Source organism: Pseudomonas urmiensis, from assembly GCF_014268815.2.
GTDB classification, from domain to species: domain Bacteria; phylum Pseudomonadota; class Gammaproteobacteria; order Pseudomonadales; family Pseudomonadaceae; genus Aquipseudomonas; species Aquipseudomonas urmiensis.
Window position 1 is genome coordinate 322,931 of record NZ_JABWRE020000001.1, and the last position, 24,854, is coordinate 347,784.

Consider the following 24,854-nt stretch of genomic DNA (forward strand, 5'->3'; position numbering starts at 1 on the left):
TCCCTTACTCGATGACTTTCGGAACCAGGTACAGACCGTTTTCGGTCGACGGGGCGATGGCCTGATAGCTATCGCGCTGATTGCTTTCAGTGACCTGGTCGGGGCGCAGGCGTTGGCTGGCCTCCAGGGGGTGGGCCAGAGGCTCGATACCGCTGGTGTCGACGGCTTGCATCTGGTCGACCAGCCCGAGAATACTGTTCAAGGCATCGGTGATGCGTGGCAGTTCGCCTTCATTCAGGCCCAGTCGGGCCAGATGGGCGATCTTTTCCACGTCGGAGCGTTGAAGCGCCATTGGGGATCTCCAGGGAAACAAAACGGATTAGGTCCGCGATGAGGAACATGCCAGCATTTTGGCGGTCAAAGGGCCGCGATCATCTGCAGGCTTGCTCGGAAAAACTGCCAATTTAACATATTGGCTCCTTGCCCAAAATCCCTGCCATTGTTAGAGTTTGCCGCACTTTTTTACCCACGCTTTCCCCAGGGTCACTTTCCCATGTTCAAGAAACTGCGTGGCATGTTTTCCAGCGATCTTTCCATCGACCTGGGTACTGCCAACACCCTTATTTACGTGCGTGAGCGCGGTATCGTCCTGAATGAGCCCTCGGTTGTTGCCATCCGTACCCACGGCAACCAGAAAAGCGTCGTCGCCGTCGGTACCGAAGCCAAACGCATGCTGGGCCGTACGCCTGGCAACATTGCTGCCATTCGTCCGATGAAGGACGGCGTGATCGCCGACTTCAGCGTTTGTGAAAAAATGTTGCAGTACTTCATCAACAAGGTCCACGAAAACAGCTTCCTGCAGCCCAGCCCGCGTGTGCTGATCTGCGTGCCGTGCAAATCGACCCAGGTCGAGCGCCGTGCCATCCGTGAGTCGGCCCTTGGCGCCGGTGCACGTGAAGTGTTCCTGATCGAAGAGCCAATGGCTGCCGCTATCGGTGCCGGCCTGCCGGTCGAAGAGGCGCGTGGTTCGATGGTCGTCGATATCGGTGGTGGTACCACTGAAATCGCCCTGATCTCGCTCAATGGCGTGGTCTATGCCGAGTCCGTTCGCGTTGGCGGCGACCGCTTCGACGAAGCGATCGTGACCTACGTGCGTCGTAACTACGGCAGCCTGATCGGCGAATCCACCGCCGAGCGCATCAAGCAGGAAATCGGCACCGCCTACCCAGGTGGCGAAGTGCGTGAAGTCGACGTACGCGGTCGCAACCTGGCCGAGGGCGTGCCACGTGCCTTCACCCTCAACTCCAACGAAGTGCTCGAAGCCCTGCAAGAGTCGCTGGCGACCATCGTTCAGGCGGTCAAGAGCGCCCTTGAGCAGTCGCCGCCTGAGCTGGCCTCGGACATCGCCGAGCGCGGCCTGGTGTTGACCGGTGGTGGCGCCCTGCTGCGCGACCTGGACAAGCTGCTGGCCCAGGAAACCGGCCTGCCGGTGATCGTCGCCGAAGACCCACTGACCTGCGTCGCCCGTGGCGGCGGTCGTGCGTTGGAAATGATGGACAAACACGCCATGGACCTGCTCTCGAGCGAGTGATCCACGGCGTAGTCCAACGTTCGGTAATGATCGCCCGGTTTACAGGTGGCACGTGCAGTGCTACCTGTATGCGCTGGGCTGGCGTCCGTTGGGCGCTGTTTCCGTCAACCCGCAGCAGGCCGGTGCATTGCTCCATGTCCAATGACCTCCTGAATCGTCGTCCACGAGGAACGGCCCATTAAACCGCTTTTCTCCAAGGGCCCTTCGCTGGGCGTTCGCCTGCTGGTGCTGGTGGTCCTGTCGGTCGCGCTGATGGTGGTCGACTCGCGCTTTGCCTTGCTCAAACCGGTACGCAGCCAGATGGGGCTGGTGCTGATGGAATCCTATTGGCTGACCGACCTGCCGCAGCGCGTGTGGCAAGGTGTGGCCAGCCAGTTTGGCAGCCGCACCGAGCTGGCCGCCGAGAACGAGAAGCTCAAGACCGAGGCCCTGCTGCTGCAAGGGCGGCTGCAGAAGCTGGCCGCGCTGACCGAGCAGAACGTGCGCTTGCGTGAACTGCTCAATTCCTCGGCACTGGTCAACGAGAAGGTCGAGGTCGCCGAGCTGATCGGTGTCGACCCCAACCCCTTCACCCACCGCATCCTGATCAACAAGGGCGAGCGCGACGGCGTGTTCCTCGGCCAGCCGGTGCTCGATGCCCGTGGCCTGATGGGCCAGGTGGTCGAGTTGATGCCGTACACCTCGCGGGTCCTGCTGCTGACCGACACCACCCATAGCATTCCGGTGCAGGTCAACCGCAACGGTCTGCGCGCCATCGCCAGTGGCACCGGCAACCCGGAGCGCCTGGAACTGCGGCATGTCGCCGATACCGCCGACATCAAGGAAGGCGACCTGCTGGTGAGCTCGGGCATGGGCCAGCGCTTCCCGGCAGGCTACCCGGTGGCCACGGTCAACGAAGTGATCCACGACTCCGGCCAGCCGTTTGCCATTGTCCGCGCCATCCCTACCGCCGCGCTGAACCGCAGCCGCTACATGCTGCTGGTGTTCAGTGACCGGCGCACACCGGAAGAGCGTGCCACCGAGGCGGCGATTGCCCAGGAGGAAGCCGACCGTAAAGGTGTGGCACCGGCTCCGCTGAGCGGTAGCCCGTCCACGGCGCCCGCCGCCCCGGCCCCCGCTGCGCCGACAGGTGCCGCGCCGGCCACCCCGGCCGCACCTGCTACCCAGGGCGCAGCCCCCGTCAATCCGGCAGCGGCGCCTGTGGCGCCGAGCCAACCTGGGAGGCATTGATGGCCAGTTCGCGCAGTAAGAACGGTTGGTTCATCTGGCTGACCTTCGTCATTGGCTTGCTGCTCAGCGTTTCGCCGATGCCGCAGTTCATGGAAGTCTTCCGCCCGATGTGGCTGGCCATGCTGGTGTCGTTCTGGGCGCTGGCAGTGCCGAACAAGGTCGGCATGACCACCGCGTTCATCCTCGGCCTGGCCGAGGACGTGCTGTATGGCACGCTGTTGGGGCAGAACGCATTGATCCTGACCCTGATCACCTTCCTGGTGCTGTCGCTGCAACAGCGCCTGCGTATGTTCCCCATGTGGCAACAAAGCCTGGTGATCCTGGTGATCTTCGGCATCGCCCAGCTGATCCAGCTGTGGTTGAGCGCGCTCACCGGCAATCGCCTGCCGACCCTGGCGCTGGTCTGGTCAGCGGTGATCAGTGCCTTGCTCTGGCCGTGGATCAGCTTTGCCTTGCGCGATATTCGCCGCCGCTTGCACATCCACTGACCGGCAACGCCGCGACTGACAGGGAGCTGTCCCATGACCCCGCTGTACCTAGCCTCCGGCTCGCCGCGCCGTCGTGAACTGCTGACCCAGATCGGCGTGCCGTTCACCACGATCAGTGCCCCCATCGATGAAACCCCGTTGCCTGATGAAACTGCTCCGGCCTATGTCGAGCGCTTGGCGCAAGCCAAGGCCGCCGCAGGTCTTGGCCAGGTGTCAGGCCCGGCGGTAGTGCTCGGTGCAGATACAGCAGTGGTGCTCGATGGGCGCATCCTGGGCAAGCCTGAGAGCCGTGAACACGCCATGGCCATGCTCGCCGACCTTGCAGGCCGTGAGCATCAAGTGCTCACTGCGCTAGCGCTGAACGATGGCCAGCGTTGCTTGAGCGTGTGTGTCAGCAGCACTGTGCGCTTTCGCCCGATCAGTAGCGACGAAGCGGCCCGCTACTGGGCCAGCGGCGAACCGCTGGACAAAGCCGGTGGCTACGCCATCCAGGGGCTGGGCGCGGTGTTCGTCACCGGCCTGGTCGGTAGCTACTCGGCAGTGGTTGGCTTGCCCCTGAGCGAAACCGCCGATCTGCTCGGTCAATTCGCCATTGCCTGCTGGCAACTGCCGGCGGCTCAGCCAGAGGATTGAACGCTTCGCTAGCCAGGGATCGGTCAGCGATCCATCATTATCCAAGACCTTTGACGAGAGCCTGCCATGAGTGAAGAGATCCTGATCAACATCACCCCGATGGAATCGCGCGTGGCAGTGGTGGAAAACGGTGTCCTGCAAGAGGTGCATGTCGAGCGCACCCAGCGCCGCGGCATTGTCGGCAACATCTACAAGGGCAAGGTGGTGCGGGTGTTGCCGGGCATGCAGGCGGCCTTCGTCGACATTGGCCTGGAGCGCGCGGCGTTCATCCATGCCTCGGAGATCTCCCAGCGCGAAGGCTCGGCGGTGGAAACCATCACGGCGCTGGTGCATGAGGGCCAAGCCTTGGTGGTGCAGGTGACCAAGGACCCCATCGGCACCAAGGGCGCTCGCCTGACCACCCAGCTGTCGATCCCCTCGCGCTACCTGGTGTACATGCCGCGTAGCAGCCATGTCGGGATATCCCTGAAGATCGAAGACGAAGCCGAGCGCGAGCGGCTCAAGCAGGTGGTCAGCAACTGCGTCGAGCAGGAGAACATCAAGGACGCCGGTGGCTTCATCCTGCGCACCGCCGCCGAAGGCGCGCGCCAGGAAGACATCCTCCAGGACATCCGCTACCTGCGCCGCCTGTGGGAGCAGATCGGCAGCCAGATCCAGACCTGCGGCGCGCCGACTGTCATCTACGAAGATCTCGGCCTGGCCCTGCGGACCCTGCGCGACCTGGTCAACCACAAGATCGAGAAAATCCGCATCGACTCGCGGGAAACCTTCCAGAAGACTACCCAGTTCGTCGGCGAGCTGATGCCTGAGATCGCAGATCGTCTGGAGCATTATCCTGGCGAGCGACCGATCTTCGACCTGTACGGCGTCGAGGACGAGATCCAGCGTGCCCTGGAGCGCAAGGTACCGCTCAAATCCGGTGGCTACCTGGTGGTCGATCCGGCCGAGGCGATGACTACCATCGACGTCAATACCGGCGCCTTCGTCGGTCATCGCAACCTTGAGGAAACCATCTTCAAGACCAACCTGGAGGCGGCCACCGCCATTGCCCGGCAACTGCGCCTGCGCAATATCGGCGGGATCATCATCATCGACTTCATCGACATGGAAGACGAAGAGCATCAGCGCCAGGTCCTGCGCACCCTGGAAAAGCAGCTTGAACGTGATCACGCCAAGACCAACATCATCGGCATCACCGAGTTGGGCCTGGTGCAGATGACCCGCAAGCGCACCCGTGAAAGCCTTGAGCAGGTCCTGTGCGAGCCATGCGCCGGCTGCCAGGGGCGCGGCAAGCTGAAAACCCCTGAAACCATCTGCTACGAGATCTTCCGCGAGATCCTCCGGGAGGCGCGCGCCTACCAGGCCGAGGGCTATCGAGTGCTGGCCAATCAGAAGGTGGTCGACCGCCTGCTCGATGAAGAATCGGGCAATGTCGCCGAGCTTGAAGCCTTCATCGGTCGAACCATTCGCTTCCAGGTCGAGTCCATGTACTCCCAGGAACAATACGATGTGGTGCTCCTCTGACGCGTTCTGAAACCCTTCGCCAGCTGGCGAAAACCAGGCTTGGGGCCATAGTTAAGGCACGACTTGGAGGGCCATGGCCATGGGACGTCTGACCCGCGTTCTGAGCGCCTTGACCCGCTGGGGGCTGGGCCTGTGCGCCCTGTTGGCGGTGCTGGTGGCGCTGTATGTCAGCCTCGGTCGGCAACTGGTACCGCTGGTAGCCGAATACCGCGCTGATGTAGAGAGCAAGGCCGAGCAGGCCTTGGGCTTGCCTGTGCACGTAGGTGCGCTGGAAGGGCGCTGGAGCGGCCTGGCACCGGTGTTGCGCGTGCGTGATCTGCAATTGGGCGAGGGCGCTGACGCCCTGCGTCTGGACGATGTGCGGGTGGTGCCTGATCTGTGGGCCAGCCTCAAGGCCCGCGAAATACGCCTGGCACGTATTCAACTGGGCGGCCTGCAACTGATTCTGCGCGAGGACGAGCAAGGCGCCTGGGTGCTCGAAGGCCTGCCGAAAAAAGACGATAGCCCGCTCGATCCTGCGCAAGCGCTGCAACGCTTGCAGCAGCTGGGCCGTATCGATGTGTTCGACAGCCAGGTGACCCTGCACCCCTGGCAGCGCGACCCGCTGACCCTCACCTACGTGAGCCTTGGCCTGCAGGCCGGCGCCTCGCGCCAGGCCGTCGACCTGCGTGCCACCTTGCCGGACGGCCAGCCGCTGGCAGTCAATTTGCGCAGTCGCGCCAGCGCCAGTACTTGGCGTGAGGGTTCGTTGCAAGGTTACCTGAGCTTGCCGCAGAGCGATTGGGCGCGCTGGTTGCCGCCGCGCTTGCTCGGCCAGTGGCAGGCCAATGCCCTCAAGGCCGGCGGTGAACTGTGGATCGACTGGCGCAAAGGCCAATTGCAGCAGGCGGTGGTTCGCCTCAATGCCCCGCAGTTACGCGGCGGCTATGGCCAGCGCAAAGCGGTAAGCCTGGAAGACCTGGCGCTTTCGGCGTGGGTCCAGCGCGATAAAGAGGGCTATGCAGTCGTGCTCGACTCGCTGGCGGCGAGCATCGGCAAGACCCGCTGGGAAACGCACCTGCAAGCACGCCAGCAATTGGGCCAGACGCCTGCCGATGAAACCTGGACCGTTCAGGCCGACCGCCTCAACTTGACCCCGCTGACGCCGCTGATCAATGCCCTGGCACCGCTGCCGGAAAAAGTCATGGCGGTAGTCGATGGCCTGAACGTGACAGGTGCCTTGCGCAATGTGCACCTGGATATCCGCCCCAAGGCCGAAGGTGATCAGCGCTTGCAGTTTGCCGCCAACCTGGAGCGAGTCGGTTTCGATGCCTATCACGGCGCGCCTGCGGCCGGTAATGTCAGTGGCAGCATCGCCGGCGACCTGGGACACGGCGAACTGCGCCTGGATACCGATGCCTTCATGCTGCACCTGTACCCGATCTTCGCCAAACCCTGGCATTACCAGAAGGCCAACGCCCAGCTGAACTGGCGCCTGGACAAACAAGGCTTCACCTTGATCGCGCCTTATCTCAAGGTGCTGGGCGAGGAGGGCAAGATCGCTGGCGACTTCCTCATCCGCCTGCTGTTCGAAGACGGGCGCGAAGACTACATGGACCTGCGCGTCGGCTTGACCGAAGGCGACGGGCGCTATACCGCCAAGTACCTGCCTGAAGTGCTCAGCCCGGCACTCGATGAATGGCTGCGCAGCGCCATCGTCAAAGGCACGGTCGATGAGGGTTATTTCCAGTATCAAGGTTCGCTGAACCACGGCGCGACGCCTGAGGCGCGCAGCATCAGCCTGTTCTTCAAGGTGCGCGATGCAGCGCTGGACTTCCAGCCTGGCTGGCCGCAGGTGCAGCACGTTGCCGGTGATGTGCTGATCGAAGACAGCGGCGTGCGCATCAAGGCCCAGCGCGGCCAGCTGCTCGATGCCCAAGTCAGCGATGTCAGCGTCGATATTCCTCATGTCGAAGAAGGCCAGCACAGTCATCTGTATCTGGATGGCGACTTCGATGGCGGCCTGGGCGACGGCCTGAAGATCCTCCAGCAAGCACCGATCGGCACTGGCGAGATCTTTGCGGGCTGGGAAGGCGAAGGGCCGCTCAAGGGCAAGGTCAAACTGGATATTCCCTTGGCACGCGGCGAACGGCCGAAAGTGCGGGTGGATTTCACCACCGCTGATGCGCGCTTGAAAGTCGCCCCGCCAACCCTGGAATTGAACAAGCTCAAAGGCGATTTCAGCTTCGACCTCGACAAAGGCCTGAGCGGCAAGGACATCACCTTGCAGGCCTTCGGCAAGCCGGTCAGCGCGCAAATCAGCGCCGAAGGTCAGCCTGGCCAGATGCAGACCCGGATCAATGCCTCCGGCCAGGTGGCGCTCAAGGCCCTGACCGACTGGCTGCAATTCAAGCAGACCTTGCCAGCCAGTGGTGAGCTGCCTTATCAGCTGCAGTTGAGCCTGGGCAGCCGGGACAATCGCCTGAGCATCAATTCGTCACTCAAGGGGCTGGCCATCGATTTGCCGGCGCCGTTTGGCAAGACGGCCCAGCAGACGCGCGATAGCCGCTTCAGCATGACCCTGCAGGGCGCCGAACGACGATTCGATGCCGCTTACAGCGATCTTGCCCGCTTTGCCTATGCCGCCCCTGGCGACAAGCTGGATCAGGGCCGCGGTGAGTTGCTACTGGGCACGGGCGAGGCGCAAGTGCCTTCTGGTCAGGGCCTGCGCGTGCGCGGCCGGCTGGAAACGTTGGACCTGGAGCCCTGGCAGCAGCAGGCGCAACGCTTCGCCGGACAAGACCCTGGCGGCAGTGCCCGGCAGAATCTGCAAGGGGTTGACCTGAGCATCGGTAAGCTCAAGGCCTTCGGCATGGACTTGAACCAGGCCGTGGTGCGCCTGGCCCGCGCTGCCAATGCCTGGGACCTGCGCCTGGACAGCCGCGAAGTGATGGGCAACGCACGCATCCCCGACGCCAAGGCGCAACCGATGGTGGTCAAGTTGCAGACTTTGCGTCTGCCGCCTGCCGATCCTGCCGAAACCCAGAGCGAGGATGGCCCCGATCCGCTGGCCACGTTCGACCCGCGCAAGGTGCCCGCGCTGGACCTGACCATTGACAAGCTGTACCGCGGCGACGATCTGTTCGGCAACTGGGCGTTGAAGTTGCGCCCCACCCCGCGCGGCGTTTCTTTCGATGATATCGACATCGAAATCAAAGGCCTGCACATCGATGGCAGCGGCGGCTGGGAAGGCGATCCAGGTGCTACCGGCAGTTGGTACAAGGGCCGGTTGGACGGCAAGAACCTGGCTGATGTGCTCAAGGGCTTTGGCTTTGCGCCAACGGTCACCAGCCGAGATTTTCGCCTGGATGTCGACGGGCGCTGGCCTGGCTCGCCGGCTGCAGTGGGGCTGAAAAGCTACTCCGGCAGCCTCGATGCCGCGCTGCGCACCGGTCAGTTCGTCGAAGTCGAGGGCAGTGCCCAGGCCTTGCGGGTATTTGGCTTGTTGAACTTCAACTCGATCGGCCGGCGCCTGCGCCTGGACTTTTCCGACCTGTTTGACAAGGGCTTGGCCTATGATCGGGTCAAAGGCCTGCTGGTGGGCAGCGAGGGGGTCTACGTGACCCGTGAGCCGATCACTGTTACCGGGCCGTCGAGCAACTTCGAGCTCGATGGCACCCTGGACATGGTCCGCGACCGGGTCAACGCTAACTTGCGAGTGACCCTGCCGGTGACCAATAACCTGCCACTGGCAGCGCTGATTGTCGGGGCGCCGGCCATCGGTGGCGCACTGTTCCTGGTCGATCGGTTGATCGGTGATCGGGTAGCGCGGTTTGCCAGCGTGCATTATCGCGTCGAGGGGCCGTGGAAAGAGCCTAAAATCACCTTTGTGAAACCTTTCGAAAAGTCGCGCTAGGAGCTGGGATGAAGTCAGCGGTGATTCAGATGGTCAGCCAGGATGACATTTTGGCCAACCTGCAGCGTGCCCAGGCCCTGCTCGAACAAGCCGCTGAGGGCGGGGCACGGCTGGCCGTGTTGCCGGAGAACTTCGCCGCCATGGGTCGCCGTGACGCCGCAGCCATCGGTCGCGCCGAGGCATTCGGGCAAGGGCCGATCCTGCCCTGGTTGAAACGCACCGCCCGTGACCTCAAGTTATGGATTGTCGCCGGTACTTTGCCGTTGCCGCCGGTCGGCCAGCCTGAGGCCAAGTCGCATGCCTGCTCGCTGCTGATCGACGAGCACGGGGAGGTGGCCGCTCGCTATGACAAGCTGCACCTGTTCGATGTCGATGTTGCGGACAACCGCGGCCGCTATCGCGAGTCCGATGACTATGCCCACGGCAGCCAAGTGGTGGTTGCCGATACGCCGGTGGGACGCGTGGGCCTGTCGGTGTGCTACGACCTGCGGTTTCCCGAGCTGTACAGTGCCTTGCGTGCAGCCGGAGCGGAGCTGATTACCGCGCCGGCGGCTTTTACCGCCGTGACCGGTGCGGCGCACTGGGAGGTGCTGATTCGCGCGCGGGCGATCGAAACCCAGTGCTACCTGCTCGCTGCGGCGCAAGGTGGCACGCATCCCGGACCCCGGGAAACCCACGGTCATGCGGCGATTGTCGACCCCTGGGGGCGAATCGTTGCGCAGCAGGCGAGCGGCGAAGCCGTCCTGCTGGCAGAACGTGACAGCGATGAACAAGCGTCCATACGGGCGCGGATGCCGGTGATCAAGCACCGGCGCTTTTTCTCGCAGGACGCCTTGCGGCCTGCGCACACCTCGGAGTGACTATGAGCGAGATGTTAACCACTGTCAGCGATCATCTGCTGGCGCCGGGCGGTCTGACCCTCGACAGCCTGCAATCAGTGCTGGGCGAGCTGGCCGGGCCAGGCATCGATGCCGCCGACCTGTACTTCCAAGGGCAGATCTCGGAAACCTGGGCCCTTGAAGACGGTATCGTCAAGGAAGGCAGCTTCAACCTTGACCAAGGTGTGGGCGTGCGTGCCCTGTCCGGTGAGAAGACCGGCTTCGCCTACAGCAACGCGATCAACCTCGAAGCGCTGACTTCGGCCGCCCGTGCCGCCCGCTCGATCTCCCGCGCCGGCCAGAACGGCACGGTACAGGCCTTCCGCAGCCAGGACGTCGCTGCTTTGTATGCGCCGAACAACCCGCTGGATGTGCTCAGCCGGGCGGAGAAAGTCGAGCTGCTCAAGCGCGTCGATGTCGCCACGCGTGCGCTCGATCCACGTATCCAGCAGGTCAGCGTGAGCATGGCTGGGGTCTGGGAGCGCATCCTGGTCGCCGCCGCTGACGGCAGCCTGGCCGCCGACGTGCGCCCATTGGTGCGCTTCAATGTCAGCGTGATCGTCGAGCAGAATGGCCGTCGCGAGCGCGGCGGGCAGGGCGGTGGCGGTCGTACCGACTACCGCTTCTTCACCGACGAGCGAGTCATGGGGTATGCCCGCGAGGCCTTGCGTCAGGCGCTGGTCAACCTCGAAGCGCAGCCTGCGCCAGCAGGCACCTTGCCTGTGGTGCTGGGGCCGGGCTGGTCCGGGGTGCTGCTGCACGAAGCCGTAGGGCATGGCCTGGAAGGTGACTTCAACCGCAAGGGCAGCTCGGCCTACAGCGGCAAGATTGGCCAGAAGGTCGCCTCCAGCCTGTGCACCATCGTCGATGACGGCACTCTGCAAGATCGCCGTGGCTCGCTCAGCGTCGACGACGAAGGCACGCCGACCGAGTGCACCACGCTGATCGAGAACGGCATCCTCAAAGGCTATATGCAGGACAAGCTCAACGCACGCCTGATGGGCATGGCCGTCACCGGTAATGGCCGGCGTGAGTCCTACGCCCACCTGCCGATGCCGCGCATGACCAACACCTACATGCGTGCGGGCGAGAGTGATCCGGCGGAGATCATCGCTTCGGTCAAGAAGGGCATCTACTGCGCCAACCTGGGCGGCGGTCAGGTCGATATCACCAGCGGCAAGTTCGTCTTCTCCACCAGCGAGGCGTACTTGATCGAAGACGGCAAAATCACCGCGCCCGTCAAAGGTGCGACGTTGATTGGCAATGGTCCGGAGGCGATGAGCCGGGTATCGATGGTCGGCAATGACCTGGCCCTGGACAGTGGTGTCGGGACCTGTGGCAAGGATGGCCAGTCGGTGCCGGTAGGCGTTGGGCAGCCGACGCTGAAACTGGATGCGATTACCGTTGGCGGAACCGGCGGGTGATTTCTGGGGCTGCGCTGCAGCCCCAAATGACGTTACTCAGCGCAGGCCGCGCTGGGTTTCGTCGAGCTCGCGGATGTATTTGAACACCTTGCGCGCAGCGGCCGGCGGTTTGTTCCGGGCCTTTTCGTGCTGGGCATGACGGATCAGCGAACGCAGGTGCTGACGGTCGGCCTCGGGGTACTCGTTGATGAAACGCTCCAGGTCTTCGTCAGTGCCGTCGACCAAGCGATCACGCCAGCGCTCCAGGCCATGGAAACGCTCGTTGTACTGGCGGGTCGAACTGTCGATCTGATCGAGCAGGGCGAGGATCGCGTCAAGGTCCTGGTCGCGCATCAGCTTGCCGACAAACGACATGTGACGTTTGCGGGCGCCGTGCGCGGTGTGCTTGCTCGATTCGGCCAGCGCTTTGCGCAGGCCATCGGTCAGGGGCAGTAGAGCCAGGGTGTCGGGCTTGAGCGTGGTCAGGCGCTCGCCCAGTTCGACCAGCGCATGCAGCTCGCGCTTGATCTGGGTTTTGCTTTTTTCGCCGTCGAAGGCGTCGTCGTATGAATCAACCATGGTGGCAGTCCGCTGGAAAACGCCGCCATGATAACCAGTCGGGGGCCGCTTGTCCGGCCCGGTCGTAGAATGACCCTCGCCGTAAGCAGAATTTGAGTGGAGAAGACCATGAGTGCAGTCCAGAGCATAGGCCCCAAGGACCTGCCGGCATTGCAGGAGCAAGTCGAAGCGATCGTTGCCGAGGCGCGTCGCCAAGGCGCCAGCGCTTGCGAGGTCGCGGTGTCGCTGGAGCAGGGGTTGTCCACCACGGTGCGCCAGCGCGAAGTGGAAACGGTCGAGTTCAACCGTGACCAAGGCTTTGGCATCACCCTCTATGTTGGCCAGCGCAAGGGCTCGGCCAGCACCTCGGCGAGTGGCCCGGAGGCGATTCGCGAAACGGTTGCAGCAGCCTTGGCGATTGCCAAGCACACCTCTGAGGACGAGTGCGCAGGTTTGGCCGATGCCGCGCTGATGGCCCGGGATATCCCCGAGCTTGACCTGTACCACGACTGGGACATCGATCCGGAGCAAGCCATTGAAAAGGCCCTGGCCTGTGAAGCGGCTGCGTTCGAGGCCGATGCGCGGATCAAGAACGCCGATGGCACCACCCTCAATACCCACCAGGGTTGCCGGGTCTATGGCAATAGCCATGGCTTCATCGGCGGCTATGCCTCCACGCGGCACAGCCTCAGTTGCGTGATGATCGCCGAAGGCGACGGGCAGATGCAGCGCGATTACTGGTACGACGTCAACCGCCAGGGCGAGCTGTTGGCCGACCCCCGCAGCATCGGCCTGCGTGCCGCGCAGCGTGCGGCCAGTCGTCTGGGCGCGCGGCCGGTGCCGACCTGTGAAGTGCCGGTGCTGTTCTCGGCAGAGCTTGCCGGTGGCTTGTTCGGCAGCTTCCTGGGGGCGATTTCCGGCGGCAACTTGTATCGCAAGTCGTCGTTCCTGGAAGGCGCTATTGGCCAGCGCTTGTTCCCTTCCTGGCTGACCCTCGACGAGCGCCCGCACCTGCCGCGAGCGTTGGGCAGTGCTGCCTTCGATGGTGATGGCCTGGCAACCTATGCCAAGCCGTTCGTCGAAAACGGCGAGCTGGTGTCCTACCTGCTGGGCACGTACTCCGGGCGCAAGCTGGGTTTGCCCAGCACCGCTAACTCGGGAGGGGTGCACAACCTGTTCGTTACCCATGGCGAGGAAGACCAGGCGGCGTTGATCCGGCGCATGGGCCGTGGCTTGTTGGTGACTGAGCTGATGGGGCATGGCCTGAACATGGTCACCGGTGACTACTCACGCGGTGCGGCGGGCTTCTGGGTCGAACATGGCGAGATCCAGTTTCCGGTGCAGGAGGTGACTATCGCCGGCAATATGAAAGACATGTTCCAGCAAATTGTAGCGATTGGCAGCGATATCGAAACGCGTAGCAATATTCACAGCGGCTCGGTACTGATTGAGCGCATGACAGTAGCAGGCAGCTGAGTCTAGCTCGTGGGAGCGGGCTTGCCCCGCGATAGCGTCCGCTCAAACGAGCGCGTCAGCAGAGCGTTCACTATCGCAGGGTAAGCTCAATCGCGCACTTTCCCTGACTGTCAGACCAAACCCGGCCATCGCGCCGGGTTTTTTGTTTATCGCTCTGCACTTGAAGTGATTCTATTTATCACTTAATAATGAATATCATTATCCAAGCACCCGGCGATGATGTTCATGAAAACCGTCCTCCACGAGTTGCCCTACCTGGAAAACTGGCGCTGGCTCAGTCGGCGTATTCGCTGCGCCCTCGAACCTGACGAGCCGCGCTTGATCGAGCACTACCTGGCCGAAGGTCGCTATCTGGTGTGCTGCACCGAGACCTCGCCATGGACGGTCGCCCTGACCTCATTCCGCCTGCTGCTCGATACCGCCTGCGATCGCATGCTGCCATGGCATTGGCGCTGCCAGTGCCTGGACCAGGCCTGGCGACCACTGCTCGACCTGCGCAACCTCGACCGCCGCGAGCAAAACCTCAGGTGGCAACCTTATGCCCTGCAATTGGCTAATTGTGTGTTGCTACCTTCGATTTCTCCCGATGAACTGATGCAAGGATTTGATGATGAGTGATACCCGTATCGAGCGTGACAGCATGGGTGAGCTGCAGGTGCCGGTTCAGGCCCTGTACGGCGCCCAAACCCAGCGCGCGGTCGACAACTTCCCGATCAGCGGCCAGCGCATGCCGGCTCAGTTCATCCGCGCGCTGCTGCTGGCCAAAGCCGCGGCGGCCAAGGCCAACGTCGAGCTGGAGCAGCTCTCCCCGGCGCAAGGCCAGGCCATCGTCAAGGCCGTCGAGCAACTGCTGACCGAGGACTTCATCCAGCACTTCCCGGTCGACGTCTACCAGACCGGCTCCGGCACCAGTTCGAACATGAACGCCAACGAGGTGATCGCGACCTTGGCCAGCCGTGTGCTGGGCGAGCAGGTCAATGCCAACGACCACGTCAACTGCGGGCAGAGCAGCAACGACATCATCCCCACCACCATCCACGTCAGCGCGGCACTGGCCCTGCATGAGCAGCTGTTGCCAGCCTTGCGCCACCTGGTCCAGGTGATCGATGCCAAGGCCGCTGAGGTACACCAGTACGTCAAGACCGGCCGGACCCACCTGATGGACGCCATGCCGGTGCGCATGAGCCAGGTGCTCGGCGGCTGGGGCGCGCAAGTCAAAGCGGCCCAGGCGCATATCGAAGCCACCCTGCCGAGCCTGCAAGCGCTGGCGCAAGGCGGCACTGCCGTGGGCACCGGGATCAACGCCCACCCGCAGTTTGCGGCAGGTTTCGCCCGCCAGCTCAGCGGCCTGACCCACGTCGAATTCACCCCAGGTGACAACCTGTTCGCCCTGATCGGCTCGCAGGACACTGCCGTCGCCCTGTCTGGCCAGCTCAAGACCACTGCCGTGGCGCTGATGAAGATCGCCAACGACCTGCGCTGGATGAACTCCGGCCCCCTGGCCGGCCTCGGTGAGATCGAGTTGGAGGCGCTGCAGCCGGGCTCCTCGATCATGCCGGGCAAGGTCAATCCGGTGATTCCGGAAGCCACTGCCATGGTCGCCGCGCAAGTGATCGGCAACGACGCCACCATCGCCGTCGCCGGCCAGTCAGGCAACTTCGAGCTGAACGTGATGCTGCCGGTCATCGCCCGCAACCTGCTGGAAAGCATCGAGCTGATGGCCAACGCCAGCCGCCTGCTGGCCGACAAGGCCATTGCCAGCTTCAAGGTCAACGACGCCAAGCTCAAAGAAGCGCTGTCGCGCAATCCGATCCTGGTTACCGCGCTGAACCCGATCATCGGTTACCTGAAGGCCGCCGAGATTGCCAAGACCGCCTACAAGCAAGGTCGGCCGATCATCGATGTGGCGCTGGAGCACACCGACCTGTCCCGCGATCAGCTCCAAACGCTACTCGATCCGGAAAAACTCACTGCTGGCGGCATCTGATCAGAGTCGCCCTGGAGGCACGTCATGCAGCACTGGAAACGCACCACGGATTACGCCAATCGCTTGTTCGAACAAGGCGAGCTGGTCGATGCCCGGGAACATTACCTACAAGCCCTGGCCCTGGCCCAGGTGCTGCTCGAGCGCTGGCATGACGTCGACGAAGCGGTCGCCGCTTTCGTCATCGCCCACCACAACCTGGCCGATTTGCACCTGCGCCTGAACCAGCCGCACGAGAGCGCCGATTACCTGTGCGCCGCGCACCAGCGGCTGCTCCAGGCCAGCCAGGAGGCGCGCCTGCCCCAGGCCCTGCGTGACGCAGCGCTGCGTCACAGCGGGCGTACCTACACCGAGCTGCTGAACTTCATTGCCGAGTACGGCCAGTACCCGCGCACCGAGCGCCTGCTCAATCGCCACGCACCTGAGGCGAGCGAGCTGGCTGCCCAGGTGGACGTCACTCATCGCCCATTAGCCTACGGAATCCACTGACATGCCGCATACCTTGCCTGCCTTGCCTTACGCCTACGATGCCCTGGAGCCGCACATCGATACCCAGACCATGGAGATCCACCACAGCAAGCACCACCAGACCTACATCAACAACCTCAATGCCGCCATCGAAGGCACCGAGTGGGCCGAATGGCCGGTTGAGCAACTGGTGGGTGCGGTCAAGCAACTGCCGGAAAAGCTGCAGGGCGCAGTGATCAACCAGGGCGGTGGTCATGCTAACCACAGCTTGTTCTGGACGGTGATGTCGCCCAAGGGCGGCGGTTTGCCACAGGGTCAGGTGGCCAAGGCCATCGATGAGCAGCTAGGTGGTTTCGAGGCATTCAAGGACGCCTTCACCAAGGCTGCCCTGACCCGCTTTGGCAGCGGCTGGGCCTGGTTGAGCGTGACCCCCGGGAACACGCTGGTCGTGGAAAGCAGCGGCAACCAGGACAGCCCGCTGATGCACGGCAACACGCCGATCCTCGGCCTGGACGTCTGGGAGCACGCTTACTACCTCAAGTACCAGAACCGCCGCCCGGAATACATCGGTGCGTTTTACAACGTCGTCGATTGGGCTGAAGTGGAACGCCGTTACCTTGAAGCCCTGAAGTGAGTTGACCCGGTATGCGCTCTGAGGTGATGTCTGTCAGCAGTGTGCGCCTGTTTCGACTGGCGCTAGGGACTTTGCTGTTGCTGGTCGGCACCGCGCTGCTGGTGGCGCGTGGCATCGACTGGTTGGACCTGGAACCGCGCATGCTGCGGGCCCTGGAGGGCGGCGCATTGTGTGCATTGGGCACGGCGCTGGGCGCAGTACCGGTGTTGGTCATCCGCAACATGCCGGTTGCCCTGGCGGACACATTGCTGGGTTTTGGCGCCGGGGTGATGCTGGCGGCCACTGCATTCTCGCTGATCATCCCCGGCCTGGATGCGGCCCAGGCCATCGGTTTCAGCCCTTGGGGCGCCGGTGGCGTGATCAGTTTTGGCCTGTTGTTCGGTGCCTTGTGCCTGTTTCTGGTCGACCTGAAAGTCTCCGGCGCATCGCCGGAAGCCTTGGTCGGCAGCGACAATCAGCCGGTGATCGCCGCGCGGATCTGGCTGTTCGTCATCGCCATCATTGCCCACAACATTCCCGAAGGCATGGCCATTGGCGTGTCGGCGGGCGGCGGTATGGCCGATGCCGACAGCCTGGCCATGGGCATCGCCTTGCAGGATGTGCCTGAAGGGTTGGTGATCGCCTTGGTCTTGGCGGGGGCGGGGATGTCGCGGTTCAAGGCGTTCTTGATCGGCGCCGCTTCTGGGCTGGTCGAGCCATTGGCGGCGGTGATTTGCGCCTGGCTGGTCAATGTCGCTGAACTGCTGTTGCCGTTGGGCCTGGCCTGCGCGGCGGGGGCGATGTTGCTGGTGGTGACCCAGGAGATCATTCCGGAATCGCGCAGCAATGGCCATCATCGTCTGGCCAGTTTGGGGCTGTGTATTGGCTTCTGCCTGATGATGGTGATGGATACGGCGATGGCCTGATTTAGTTCTTGGGGCCGCTTTACGGCCCCGACGTTCTTCAGCGTCTTACTCGCCTTCGTCGAAATAGTTGTTGATCAGCGCCACCAGCGCTTCAAGGGCATCGTGGTCCTGCTCGCCCTCGGTATGCAGGTGCACCTGGGTGCCTTTACCTGCGGCGAGCATCATCACGGCCATGATGCTTTTGCCATCGACCAGTTTGTCTGGCGCGCGGCCAACCCTCACCTGGCACGGGTAGCGCCCGGCCACGCCGACGAACTTTGCCGCCGCCCGGGCATGCAGCCCCAGCTTGTTGATGATGGTGATTTCGCGGGCGGGCATCGTTGGGTGGATCCTGTGGGCTAGAGGTCGCGGTGGCGGACCTGGACGTTTTTCAGGGTTTGCTGCAGCGACTGGCCGAGGCGTTCGGTCAGGTACACCGAGCGGTGATGACCACCCGTGCAGCCGATGGCGATAGTGACATAGGCGCGGTTGCTGGCGGCGAAGCGTGGCAGCCATTTGAGCAAGTAGCTGGAGATATCCTGGTACATCTCCTCGACATCGGGCTGTGCAGCCAAATAATCGATCACCGGCTGTTCAAGGCCGGAATGCTCACGCAGCTCTGGCTTCCAGTACGGGTTAGGCAGGCAGCGCACATCGAACACCAGGTCGGCATCAACCGGCATGCCCCGCTTGAAGCCGAAGGATTCAACCAAAAAAGCCGTGCCAGGCTCGGGTTGGTTGAGCAGGCGCAGCTTGATCGAGTCACGCAGCTGGTAAAGGTTGAGGTTGGTGGTGTCGATCTTCAGGTCGGCCAAGTCGGCGATCGGCCCGAGCAGTTCGCTTTCAACCCGGATCGCTTCAGCCAGGGAGCGATCGGCGTTGGTCAGCGGATGGCGTCTGCGCGTCTCGGAGAAGCGCTTGAGCAGCGTGTCTTCGTCGGCGTCCAGATACAGTACGTCGCATTGAATGTGCCGCGCGCGCGCCTCTTCGAGCAGCTCTGGGAAGCGCGACAGATGGCTGGGCAGGTTACGCGCGTCGATCGACACGGCAACCTTGGGTTGCATCAGTTCGGTGTTGATCAGCGCATTTTCCGCCAGCTGCGGCAGCAACCCGGCGGGGAGGTTGTCGATGCAGTAATAGCCGTTGTCTTCCAGCACGGCAAGGGCAGTGCTCTTGCCGGAACCGGAACGGCCGCTGACGATGATCAGGCGCATGTTCAGCTCCCGTTTTGTACGTCCAGGACGACCTGGTAGAGGGCCTCGTTGCTGTCAGCAGCACGCAGGCGCTTACGAACGTCCTCGCGATCGAGCATGCTGGCAATCTGGCGCAGCAGCTCAAGGTGGGCATCGGTGGCAGCTTCGGGTACCAGCAGGACGAACAGCAAGTCCACTGGCGCACCATCGATGGCATCGTAGTCGATAGGGGCATCCAGGTGCAGCAGCGCACTGACCGGCGCCGTGCAGCCTTCGAGGCGGCAGTGAGGAATGGCGATGCCATTGCCAAATCCGGTGGAGCCAAGCTTTTCGCGGGCGATAAGCTTCTCGAAGACGTCCTGCATCTCCAGCTCGGGGATTTGCTCGGCAATCACGTTGGCGACCTTTTCCAGGGCGCGCTTTTTACTGCCGCCCGGCACGTTCACGAGGGAACGGCCGGGGGTCAGGATGGTTTCAAGTCGGATCATGGATGAGGGGGATCAGCGGGCGGCTGCACCTTGCAGCAGGCTTTGCTGTTTTTCCTTATGTTTTTTCAATTGGCGGTCGAGCTTGTCAGCCAAAGCATCGATCGCTGCATACATGTCTTGGTGTTCGGCATTGGCAACCACTTCGCCGCCGGGAATCTGCAGGGTCGCTTCAATTTTCTGCTGAAGCTTTTCAACCTTCATGATCACCGTCACGTTGGTGATCTTGTCGAAGTGACCCTCCACGCGGGCGAGCTTTTCAAGCACATAGTCGCGAAGAGGTTGGGTAACTTCTACATGCTGTCCACTGATGTTGACTTGCATACAGCTTCTCCTTTGTTGCCCGTGCATAAAGAGGCAGGTATTGCACCTGCCACACAAACGCTGTGGCACATCCCGGGGCTACATCAGTCGCTTGCGTTCACTCGACGGTGCGATGCCGAGCGACTCGCGGTACTTGGCGACGGTGCGACGGGCTACCTGGATGCCTTGTGCCTCCAGTAAACCAGCGATCTTGCTGTCACTCAATGGCTTTTTCTGATTTTCCGCCGCAACCAATTTCTTGATGATCGCGCGGATCGCCGTAGACGAGCATTCGCCGCCTTCGGCGGTGCTCACGTGGCTTGAGAAAAAGTATTTCAGTTCGTAGATGCCACGCGGGGTGTGCATGTATTTCTGGGTGGTAACCCGGGAAATCGTCGACTCGTGCATGCCCACCGCTTCGGCGATGTCATGCAGAACCAACGGCTTCATCGCCTCGTCGCCATGGTCGAGGAAGCCACGCTGGTGCTCGACGATCTGCGTGGCCACCTTCATCAGGGTCTCGTTGCGGCTTTGCAGGCTCTTGATGAACCAGCGCGCTTCCTGCAGCTGATTGCGCATGAAGGTGTTGTCGGCGCTGGTGTCGGCGCGGCGCACGAAGCCTGCGTACTGCGGGTTGACCCGCAGGCGTGGGATGGCTTCCTGGTTCAGCTCGACCAGCCAGCGCTCGCTGTCCTTGCGCACGATCACGTCGGGCACCACGTACTCAGGTTCGCTGGATTCGATCTGCGAGCCTGGGCGTGGGTTGAGGGTCTGTACCAGTTCGATGACCTGGCGCAGCTCGTCTTCCTTGAGCTTCATGCGGCGCATCAGCTGGCTGTAGTCGCGGCTGCCGAGCAGGTCGATGAAGTCGGTGACCAGGCGCTGGGCCTCGGCCATCCACGGCGTGTTGCCGGGCAGTTGGCGCAGTTGCAGCAGCAGGCATTCGCCCAGGGTGCGCGCGGCGACGCCGGCTGGCTCGAACTGTTGGATGCGGTGCAGAACTGCCTCGACCTCATCGAGCTCGATATCCAGCTCCGGGTCGAACCCTGCGCAGATTTCCTCGAGGGTGTCTTCCAGGTAGCCCTGCTGGTTGATGCTGTCGATCAGGGTGACCGCGATCAGGCGGTCGGTGTCGGACATCGGCGCCAGGTTCAGTTGCCACAGCAGGTGGCTTTGCAGGCTTTCGCCAGCAGAGGTGCGGGTGGTGAAATCCCACTCGTCGTCATCGTTGCTGGGCAGGCTGCTGGCACTGGTCTGGTAGATATCTTCCCAGGCGGTGTCGACTGGTAATTCGTTGGGGATGCGCTCGCTCCATTCGCCGTCCTCGAGGTTCTCGGTGGAGACGGTGCTTTCCTGGAAACTGTTGTCCTGAGCTTCGGCAGCCGGCTTGCTCTCGGCGTTATCGGCCATCGGGTCGCTGTTGTCGAAGTCCTCGCCGTCTTCCTGACGTTCGAGCATCGGGTTGGATTCCAGCGCCTCCTGGATTTCCTGTTGAAGGTCCAGGGTGGAGAGCTGAAGCAGACGAATGGCCTGTTGCAACTGAGGGGTCATCGTCAGTTGCTGGCCCATTTTTAGGACGAGCGATGGTTTCATGGCTGGGGCTTAATACCTTGTTCGCCGGCGCGCATGCGCCATCCACTACACGAAGGGCGCCGCGGCGCCAATTTCAAGCAAGTTATATGCCTTAATTTGTAGCGTTTGCCTAGAGCACTGTAGCACTTAAGCCGGGCAGAGGCCGTTTTACTGGCCGTCTGACAGTGCTCAGGCAAGCCTGGGCATCAGAGTCGGAACTCGTGACCCAGGTAAACTTCCTTGACCAGATCGTTGGCCAGGATGGTCTCGGCATCGCCTTCGGCGATCAGCTGGCCATCGTTGACGATGTACGCGGTTTCACAGATATCCAAGGTCTCGCGGACGTTGTGGTCGGTGATCAGTACACCGATACCCTTGGCCTTGAGGTGGTGGATAATTTGCTTGATGTCGCCCACGGAAATCGGGTCGACACCAGCGAAGGGTTCATCGAGCAGGATGAACTTCGGCGCGGTCGCCAGGGCGCGGGCAATCTCGACCCGGCGACGTTCGCCACCGGAAAGGCTCATGCCGAGGTTGTCGCGGATGTGGCTGATGTGGAATTCCTGCAGCAGGCTTTCCAGCTCCTTGCGCCGGCCATCACGGTCGAGTTCCTTGCGGGTCTCGAGAATGGCCATGATGTTGTCGGCCACCGACAGCTTGCGGAAGATCGAGGCTTCCTGCGGCAGGTAGCCAATGCCGGCGCGTGCGCGACCGTGCATGGGCTGATGGCTGACGTCGTTGCTGTCGATCAGCACGCGGCCCTGGTCGGCCTGGACCAGGCCGACGATCATGTAGAAGCAAGTGGTCTTGCCGGCGCCGTTAGGCCCCAGCAGACCGACGATCTGGCCGCTGTCGATCGACAGGCTGACATCGCGAACCACCTGGCGGCCCTTGTAGCTCTTGGCCAGGTGCTGGGCTTTGAGGGTTGCCATTTACTCGGCCTTCTTCTTCGGCTGGATCACCATGTCGATACGCTGACGTGGCGTGGACACATTGCCGCCACGGCCGGCGGTCGCCACCTGGGACTTGGTGTTGTAGACGATCTTCTCGCCTTCGGTGGTGTTGCCTTCGTTCTCGACCTTGGCGCGGTCGGTGAGGATCACCGTGTCTTTCTGCGCCTGGTACTGGATGGTCACAGCCCAGCCTTTCATCTTGTCGGGCTTGGCGGCGCTCTGCTGCTGTTCGAAGTAGGCCAGGTTGCCCACCGAGGTCACCACGTCGATGTCGCCATTGGCGGCACGGGTCATGGTCACGGTGTTGCCTTTGATCATCATCGAGCCTTGGGTGATGATCACATCGCCCTTGTAGGTAGCTACGCCTTGCTTGTCATCCAGGTGAGCGTCGTCGGCCTGGATACGAATTGGCTGGTCACGATCGTTCGGCAGGGCCAAGGCGCTCGCGCTTCCCAGTGCTGCGCTCAGGCTGAGCAAAAAGGGGAGGGTTTTAACGAGCCTCATACTGTCCTCTTACGTTGGACAGCAGGTCCATCCTGCCGTCTTTCAAATACGCTTTCATTCCTTTGCCCGTAGTTGTGCCACCGGCGCCGTCGATTCTAACGGCTTGCTCGGTCTGCGCATATTGCTTCTGCGGGAACACCGTCATGCGGGTGGTAGTGATGATGGTCTCGCGCTGCTTTTCGTCAGTGCGGGCCACTCGAACCTGGTCGATCAGTTCGACCTCGCTGCCATCCGGATTGACCTCGGCGCGCACGCTCTGCACGTGCCACGGGTAGGCGGTGCCACGGTACATGTGCAGGTCTGGGGTGGTCACCAAGGTGACTTCGCTGGCCTTGAGGTGCTCGACCTTGTCGGCAGTCATTTCGTACTGCATCTTGCCGTCAGGCAGGAACTGCACGCTATGGGCGTTGATCGCGTAATAGTCGATGGCGTTTTCATCGACCTGGGTCACCGGCTTGTCGAGAAAGCTCTCGGGGCTGATGTTCCAGTAGCCGACCGCCACCAGCAGCGCGGCGATCACGCTGAACAGTGCGATGTTTTTGGCTTTCTTGCTGAACATGTGCGGCCTTACAGGTAATTGGCGTTGGCAGCGTCCAGGGTGCCCTGGGCCTGCATGATCAGTTCACAGAACTCGCGGGCGGCGCCTTCGCCACCGCGCGCCTGGGTCACCCCATGGGCGTGCTGGCGAACGAACGGTGCGGCGTTGGCCACGGCCATGCCCAAGGCTACCCGGCGGATCACCGGCAGGTCAGGCAGGTCATCGCCCAAGTAGGCGACCTGTTCATAGCTTAGGCCCAGTTCTGCCAGAAGGCCGTCGAGAACCACCAGTTTATCTTCCCGGCCCTGATACAGGTGGGGGATACCCAGGTTCTTGGCGCGGCGCTCGACCACCGGGGTCTTGCGGCCACTGATGATCGCCGTGGTCACGCCCGAGTTCATGAGCATCTTGATGCCCTGGCCGTCGAGGGTATTGAAAGTCTTGAATTCGCTGCCGTCTTCGAGGAAGTACAGGCGCCCGTCGGTCAATACGCCATCGACGTCAAACACCGCCAGCTTGATGGCTTTGCCGCGTTGCAGCAGATCTTGGCTCATTCACATTACTCCAGCGCGCAGCAGGTCGTGCATGTTCAGGGCGCCGCTTGGGCGGTCATCCTGATCGACCACGACCAGCGCGCCGATCTTGTGGTCTTCCATGATTTTCAAGGCCTCGGCGGCGAGCATCTCGGCGCGGGCGGTCTTGCCGTGCACGGTCATGACTTCGTCGATCAGCGTGGTGTGCACGTCAATGTTGCGGTCCAGGCTGCGGCGCAGGTCACCGTCGGTGAACACCCCGGCCAGTGTGCCGTCACGTTCGACGACCACGGTCATGCCCAAGCCTTTGCGGGACATTTCGAGGAGTGCTTCCTTGAGCAGGGTGCCGCGTTGCACCTGGGGCAGTTCGTCGCCCGAGTGCATGACGTTCTCGACCTTCAGCAGCAGGCGACGGCCAAGTGCGCCACCAGGGTGCGAGAAGGCGAAGTCCTCGGCGGAGAAGCCGCGCGCCTCAAGCAGGGCGATCGCCAGCGCATCGCCCAGCACCAGGGCAGCGGTGGTCGATGAGGTTGGCGCCAGGTTCAACGGGCAGGCTTCCTGCTCGACCCGCGCGTCGAGGTTGACCTCGGCGGCCTGGGCCAGCGGCGAGTCGGGGTTGCCGGTGAGGCTGATCAGCTGGATGCCCAGGCGCTTGATCAACGGCAGCAGGGTGACGATTTCAGCAGTGCTGCCAGAGTTGGACAGGGCCAAGATGACATCGTCGCGGGTGATCATGCCCATGTCGCCATGGCTGGCTTCGGCCGGATGGACGAAGAACGATGGCGTGCCGGTGCTGGCAAGGGTGGCAGCAATTTTGTTGCCGATATGCCCGGACTTGCCCATGCCGACCACCACGACCCGGCCTTTGCTGGCCAGGATCAGCTCGCAGGCCTTGACGAAATTGGCGTCGATGCGGGCCAGCAGGCCCTCGACGGCCTCGAGTTCCAGGCGCAAGGTACGCTGGGCGGATTGGATCAGCTCGCTGGATTGGCTCATGTTCGGGAAGCAATGCCTGATGAAAAGGCGGCGATTATAGCCCTAATGTGCGAAAGGCTCATCCTTCGATTGTCATACGGATGTTGCACAAGCCTGTCGTTGGCCTGAACCACTGCGTGGATGGCCTTGGGGCGGGCCTGTCTGCGGTGCTATAGTTCGCCGCTATTCGGCCCGCGGGGGCGCGTGTGCCT

At 62.6% G+C, this 24,854-nt stretch carries 26 protein-coding genes; 14 read left to right on the forward strand and 12 right to left on the reverse strand.

The genetic code is table 11. From position 1 onward, the window contains the following. Positions 1-4: 4 nt before the first annotated feature. Positions 5-292, reverse strand: coding sequence for an Asp-tRNA(Asn)/Glu-tRNA(Gln) amidotransferase subunit GatC (gatC, locus tag HU737_RS01415; RefSeq protein WP_186554038.1), 288 nt, complete (start codon positions 290-292; stop codon positions 5-7). A 201-nt stretch (positions 293-493) separates the two neighbouring features. Between gatC and mreB the strand changes: the two genes are divergently transcribed. From mreB to tldD, 8 genes are all read left to right on the forward strand, one after another. Continuing rightward, entirely contained in the window at positions 494-1,531 is a 1,038-nt protein-coding gene (mreB, locus tag HU737_RS01420; protein ID WP_003255163.1) for a rod shape-determining protein MreB, read from the forward strand. A 177-nt stretch (positions 1,532-1,708) separates the two neighbouring features. Continuing rightward, positions 1,709-2,761, forward strand: coding sequence for a rod shape-determining protein MreC (mreC, locus tag HU737_RS01425; protein ID WP_186554294.1), 1,053 nt, complete (start codon positions 1,709-1,711; stop codon positions 2,759-2,761). Then, the gene (gene mreD / locus HU737_RS01430; protein ID WP_186554037.1) at positions 2,761-3,249 is read left to right on the forward strand and encodes a rod shape-determining protein MreD; all 489 of its coding nucleotides are present in this window, start codon (positions 2,761-2,763) and stop codon (positions 3,247-3,249) included. The genes mreC and mreD overlap by 1 nt, the downstream gene beginning before the upstream one ends. 33 nt (positions 3,250-3,282) lie before the next feature. Further along, positions 3,283-3,882 (forward strand): Maf family protein, encoded by a 600-nt coding sequence (locus HU737_RS01435; RefSeq protein ID WP_186554036.1) that lies wholly within the window; start codon positions 3,283-3,285, stop codon positions 3,880-3,882. 66 nt (positions 3,883-3,948) lie between these two features. After that, entirely contained in the window at positions 3,949-5,406 is a 1,458-nt protein-coding gene (gene rng / locus HU737_RS01440; protein WP_186554035.1) for a ribonuclease G, read from the forward strand. 73 nt (positions 5,407-5,479) lie between these two features. Beyond that, a complete protein-coding gene (locus HU737_RS01445; RefSeq protein ID WP_186554034.1) occupies positions 5,480-9,301 on the forward strand; it encodes a YhdP family protein in 3,822 nt (1,273 codons plus the stop codon). An 8-nt stretch (positions 9,302-9,309) separates the two neighbouring features. After that, a complete protein-coding gene (locus HU737_RS01450) occupies positions 9,310-10,161 on the forward strand; it encodes a carbon-nitrogen hydrolase family protein (RefSeq protein ID WP_186554033.1) in 852 nt (283 codons plus the stop codon). 2 nt (positions 10,162-10,163) lie between these two features. Beyond that, entirely contained in the window at positions 10,164-11,603 is a 1,440-nt protein-coding gene (gene tldD, locus HU737_RS01455; protein ID WP_186554032.1) for a metalloprotease TldD, read from the forward strand. A gap of 36 nt (positions 11,604-11,639) precedes the next feature. Here the strand turns inward: tldD and yjgA are convergent, their stop codons facing one another. Continuing rightward, the gene (yjgA, locus tag HU737_RS01460) at positions 11,640-12,161 is read right to left on the reverse strand and encodes a ribosome biogenesis factor YjgA (RefSeq protein ID WP_186554031.1); all 522 of its coding nucleotides are present in this window, start codon (positions 12,159-12,161) and stop codon (positions 11,640-11,642) included. A gap of 108 nt (positions 12,162-12,269) precedes the next feature. On the opposite strand from yjgA, the gene pmbA reads away from it, so the two are divergent. The 6 genes from pmbA (at position 12,270) to HU737_RS01490 (ending at position 17,607) form a co-directional block, all read left to right on the forward strand. Next, positions 12,270-13,616 (forward strand): metalloprotease PmbA, encoded by a 1,347-nt coding sequence (pmbA, locus tag HU737_RS01465; protein ID WP_186554030.1) that lies wholly within the window; start codon positions 12,270-12,272, stop codon positions 13,614-13,616. A 216-nt stretch (positions 13,617-13,832) separates the two neighbouring features. Then, a complete protein-coding gene (locus tag HU737_RS01470) occupies positions 13,833-14,234 on the forward strand; it encodes a FagA protein (protein WP_186554029.1) in 402 nt (133 codons plus the stop codon). After that, complete coding sequence (locus HU737_RS01475; protein ID WP_186554028.1) at positions 14,227-15,603, forward strand: class II fumarate hydratase; 1,377 nt, start codon at positions 14,227-14,229, stop codon at positions 15,601-15,603. Before HU737_RS01470 ends, HU737_RS01475 begins: the two co-directional genes overlap by 8 nt. 24 nt (positions 15,604-15,627) lie before the next feature. After that, positions 15,628-16,089, forward strand: coding sequence for a DUF2753 family protein (locus HU737_RS01480; protein WP_186554027.1), 462 nt, complete (start codon positions 15,628-15,630; stop codon positions 16,087-16,089). Position 16,090: 1 nt separating this feature from the next. Beyond that, a complete protein-coding gene (locus HU737_RS01485; protein ID WP_186554026.1) occupies positions 16,091-16,702 on the forward strand; it encodes a superoxide dismutase in 612 nt (203 codons plus the stop codon). Positions 16,703-16,713: 11 nt separating this feature from the next. Then, complete coding sequence (locus tag HU737_RS01490; protein ID WP_186554025.1) at positions 16,714-17,607, forward strand: ZIP family metal transporter; 894 nt, start codon at positions 16,714-16,716, stop codon at positions 17,605-17,607. A gap of 45 nt (positions 17,608-17,652) precedes the next feature. Here HU737_RS01490 and HU737_RS01495 read toward each other — a convergent pair whose 3' ends face one another. The 10 genes from HU737_RS01495 to HU737_RS01540 all read right to left on the reverse strand — a co-directional run bounded on the left by HU737_RS01495 (position 17,653) and on the right by HU737_RS01540 (position 24,663). Further along, positions 17,653-17,925, reverse strand: a complete 273-nt coding sequence (locus HU737_RS01495; protein WP_186554024.1) for an HPr family phosphocarrier protein — start codon at positions 17,923-17,925, stop codon at positions 17,653-17,655. Between the two features lie 20 nt (positions 17,926-17,945). Then, positions 17,946-18,800 carry an RNase adapter RapZ gene (gene rapZ / locus HU737_RS01500; protein ID WP_186554023.1) on the reverse strand — a complete coding sequence of 285 codons (855 nt, stop codon included), beginning with the start codon at positions 18,798-18,800 and terminating at the stop codon, positions 17,946-17,948. Between the two features lie 2 nt (positions 18,801-18,802). Then, the gene (gene ptsN, locus HU737_RS01505; protein WP_186554022.1) at positions 18,803-19,267 is read right to left on the reverse strand and encodes a PTS IIA-like nitrogen regulatory protein PtsN; all 465 of its coding nucleotides are present in this window, start codon (positions 19,265-19,267) and stop codon (positions 18,803-18,805) included. A 12-nt stretch (positions 19,268-19,279) separates the two neighbouring features. Further along, the gene (gene hpf / locus HU737_RS01510; protein ID WP_023629086.1) at positions 19,280-19,588 is read right to left on the reverse strand and encodes a ribosome hibernation-promoting factor, HPF/YfiA family; all 309 of its coding nucleotides are present in this window, start codon (positions 19,586-19,588) and stop codon (positions 19,280-19,282) included. 78 nt (positions 19,589-19,666) lie between these two features. Further along, complete coding sequence (locus HU737_RS01515) at positions 19,667-21,160, reverse strand: RNA polymerase factor sigma-54 (protein WP_186554021.1); 1,494 nt, start codon at positions 21,158-21,160, stop codon at positions 19,667-19,669. A 185-nt stretch (positions 21,161-21,345) separates the two neighbouring features. Then, the gene (gene lptB, locus HU737_RS01520) at positions 21,346-22,071 is read right to left on the reverse strand and encodes an LPS export ABC transporter ATP-binding protein (protein ID WP_186554020.1); all 726 of its coding nucleotides are present in this window, start codon (positions 22,069-22,071) and stop codon (positions 21,346-21,348) included. Continuing rightward, entirely contained in the window at positions 22,072-22,596 is a 525-nt protein-coding gene (gene lptA / locus HU737_RS01525) for a lipopolysaccharide transport periplasmic protein LptA (protein ID WP_186554019.1), read from the reverse strand. It lies immediately after the preceding gene. After that, positions 22,583-23,155, reverse strand: a complete 573-nt coding sequence (gene lptC, locus HU737_RS01530) for an LPS export ABC transporter periplasmic protein LptC (protein ID WP_186554018.1) — start codon at positions 23,153-23,155, stop codon at positions 22,583-22,585. Before lptC ends, lptA begins: the two co-directional genes overlap by 14 nt. 8 nt (positions 23,156-23,163) lie before the next feature. Further along, positions 23,164-23,688: a KdsC family phosphatase gene (locus HU737_RS01535; protein ID WP_186554017.1), complete on the reverse strand. Its 525-nt coding sequence runs from the start codon at positions 23,686-23,688 to the stop codon at positions 23,164-23,166. After that, the gene (locus tag HU737_RS01540; RefSeq protein ID WP_186554016.1) at positions 23,689-24,663 is read right to left on the reverse strand and encodes a KpsF/GutQ family sugar-phosphate isomerase; all 975 of its coding nucleotides are present in this window, start codon (positions 24,661-24,663) and stop codon (positions 23,689-23,691) included. It lies immediately after the preceding gene. Positions 24,664-24,854: the final 191 nt, after the last annotated feature.

Coding starts and splice junctions, on each gene's coding strand:
- tldD (WP_186554032.1), top strand. CDS start 10,164: ATGAGCGAGATGTTAACCACTGTCAGCGATCATCTGCTGGCGCCGGGC.
- ptsN (WP_186554022.1), bottom strand. CDS start 19,267: ATGATCCGACTTGAAACCATCCTGACCCCCGGCCGTTCCCTCGTGAAC.
- HU737_RS01490 (WP_186554025.1), top strand. CDS start 16,714: ATGCGCTCTGAGGTGATGTCTGTCAGCAGTGTGCGCCTGTTTCGACTG.
- HU737_RS01540 (WP_186554016.1), bottom strand. CDS start 24,663: ATGAGCCAATCCAGCGAGCTGATCCAATCCGCCCAGCGTACCTTGCGC.
- hpf (WP_023629086.1), bottom strand. CDS start 19,588: ATGCAAGTCAACATCAGTGGACAGCATGTAGAAGTTACCCAACCTCTT.
- mreD (WP_186554037.1), top strand. CDS start 2,761: ATGGCCAGTTCGCGCAGTAAGAACGGTTGGTTCATCTGGCTGACCTTC.
- HU737_RS01535 (WP_186554017.1), bottom strand. CDS start 23,688: ATGAGCCAAGATCTGCTGCAACGCGGCAAAGCCATCAAGCTGGCGGTG.
- rapZ (WP_186554023.1), bottom strand. CDS start 18,800: ATGCGCCTGATCATCGTCAGCGGCCGTTCCGGTTCCGGCAAGAGCACT.
- HU737_RS01445 (WP_186554034.1), top strand. CDS start 5,480: ATGGCCATGGGACGTCTGACCCGCGTTCTGAGCGCCTTGACCCGCTGG.
- rng (WP_186554035.1), top strand. CDS start 3,949: ATGAGTGAAGAGATCCTGATCAACATCACCCCGATGGAATCGCGCGTG.
- lptA (WP_186554019.1), bottom strand. CDS start 22,596: ATGAGGCTCGTTAAAACCCTCCCCTTTTTGCTCAGCCTGAGCGCAGCA.
- lptC (WP_186554018.1), bottom strand. CDS start 23,155: ATGTTCAGCAAGAAAGCCAAAAACATCGCACTGTTCAGCGTGATCGCC.
- HU737_RS01450 (WP_186554033.1), top strand. CDS start 9,310: ATGAAGTCAGCGGTGATTCAGATGGTCAGCCAGGATGACATTTTGGCC.
- HU737_RS01495 (WP_186554024.1), bottom strand. CDS start 17,925: ATGCCCGCCCGCGAAATCACCATCATCAACAAGCTGGGGCTGCATGCC.
- HU737_RS01515 (WP_186554021.1), bottom strand. CDS start 21,160: ATGAAACCATCGCTCGTCCTAAAAATGGGCCAGCAACTGACGATGACC.
- pmbA (WP_186554030.1), top strand. CDS start 12,270: ATGAGTGCAGTCCAGAGCATAGGCCCCAAGGACCTGCCGGCATTGCAG.
- HU737_RS01470 (WP_186554029.1), top strand. CDS start 13,833: ATGATGTTCATGAAAACCGTCCTCCACGAGTTGCCCTACCTGGAAAAC.
- gatC (WP_186554038.1), bottom strand. CDS start 292: ATGGCGCTTCAACGCTCCGACGTGGAAAAGATCGCCCATCTGGCCCGA.
- yjgA (WP_186554031.1), bottom strand. CDS start 12,161: ATGGTTGATTCATACGACGACGCCTTCGACGGCGAAAAAAGCAAAACC.
- mreB (WP_003255163.1), top strand. CDS start 494: ATGTTCAAGAAACTGCGTGGCATGTTTTCCAGCGATCTTTCCATCGAC.
- HU737_RS01475 (WP_186554028.1), top strand. CDS start 14,227: ATGAGTGATACCCGTATCGAGCGTGACAGCATGGGTGAGCTGCAGGTG.
- HU737_RS01435 (WP_186554036.1), top strand. CDS start 3,283: ATGACCCCGCTGTACCTAGCCTCCGGCTCGCCGCGCCGTCGTGAACTG.
- lptB (WP_186554020.1), bottom strand. CDS start 22,071: ATGGCAACCCTCAAAGCCCAGCACCTGGCCAAGAGCTACAAGGGCCGC.
- HU737_RS01485 (WP_186554026.1), top strand. CDS start 16,091: ATGCCGCATACCTTGCCTGCCTTGCCTTACGCCTACGATGCCCTGGAG.
- HU737_RS01480 (WP_186554027.1), top strand. CDS start 15,628: ATGCAGCACTGGAAACGCACCACGGATTACGCCAATCGCTTGTTCGAA.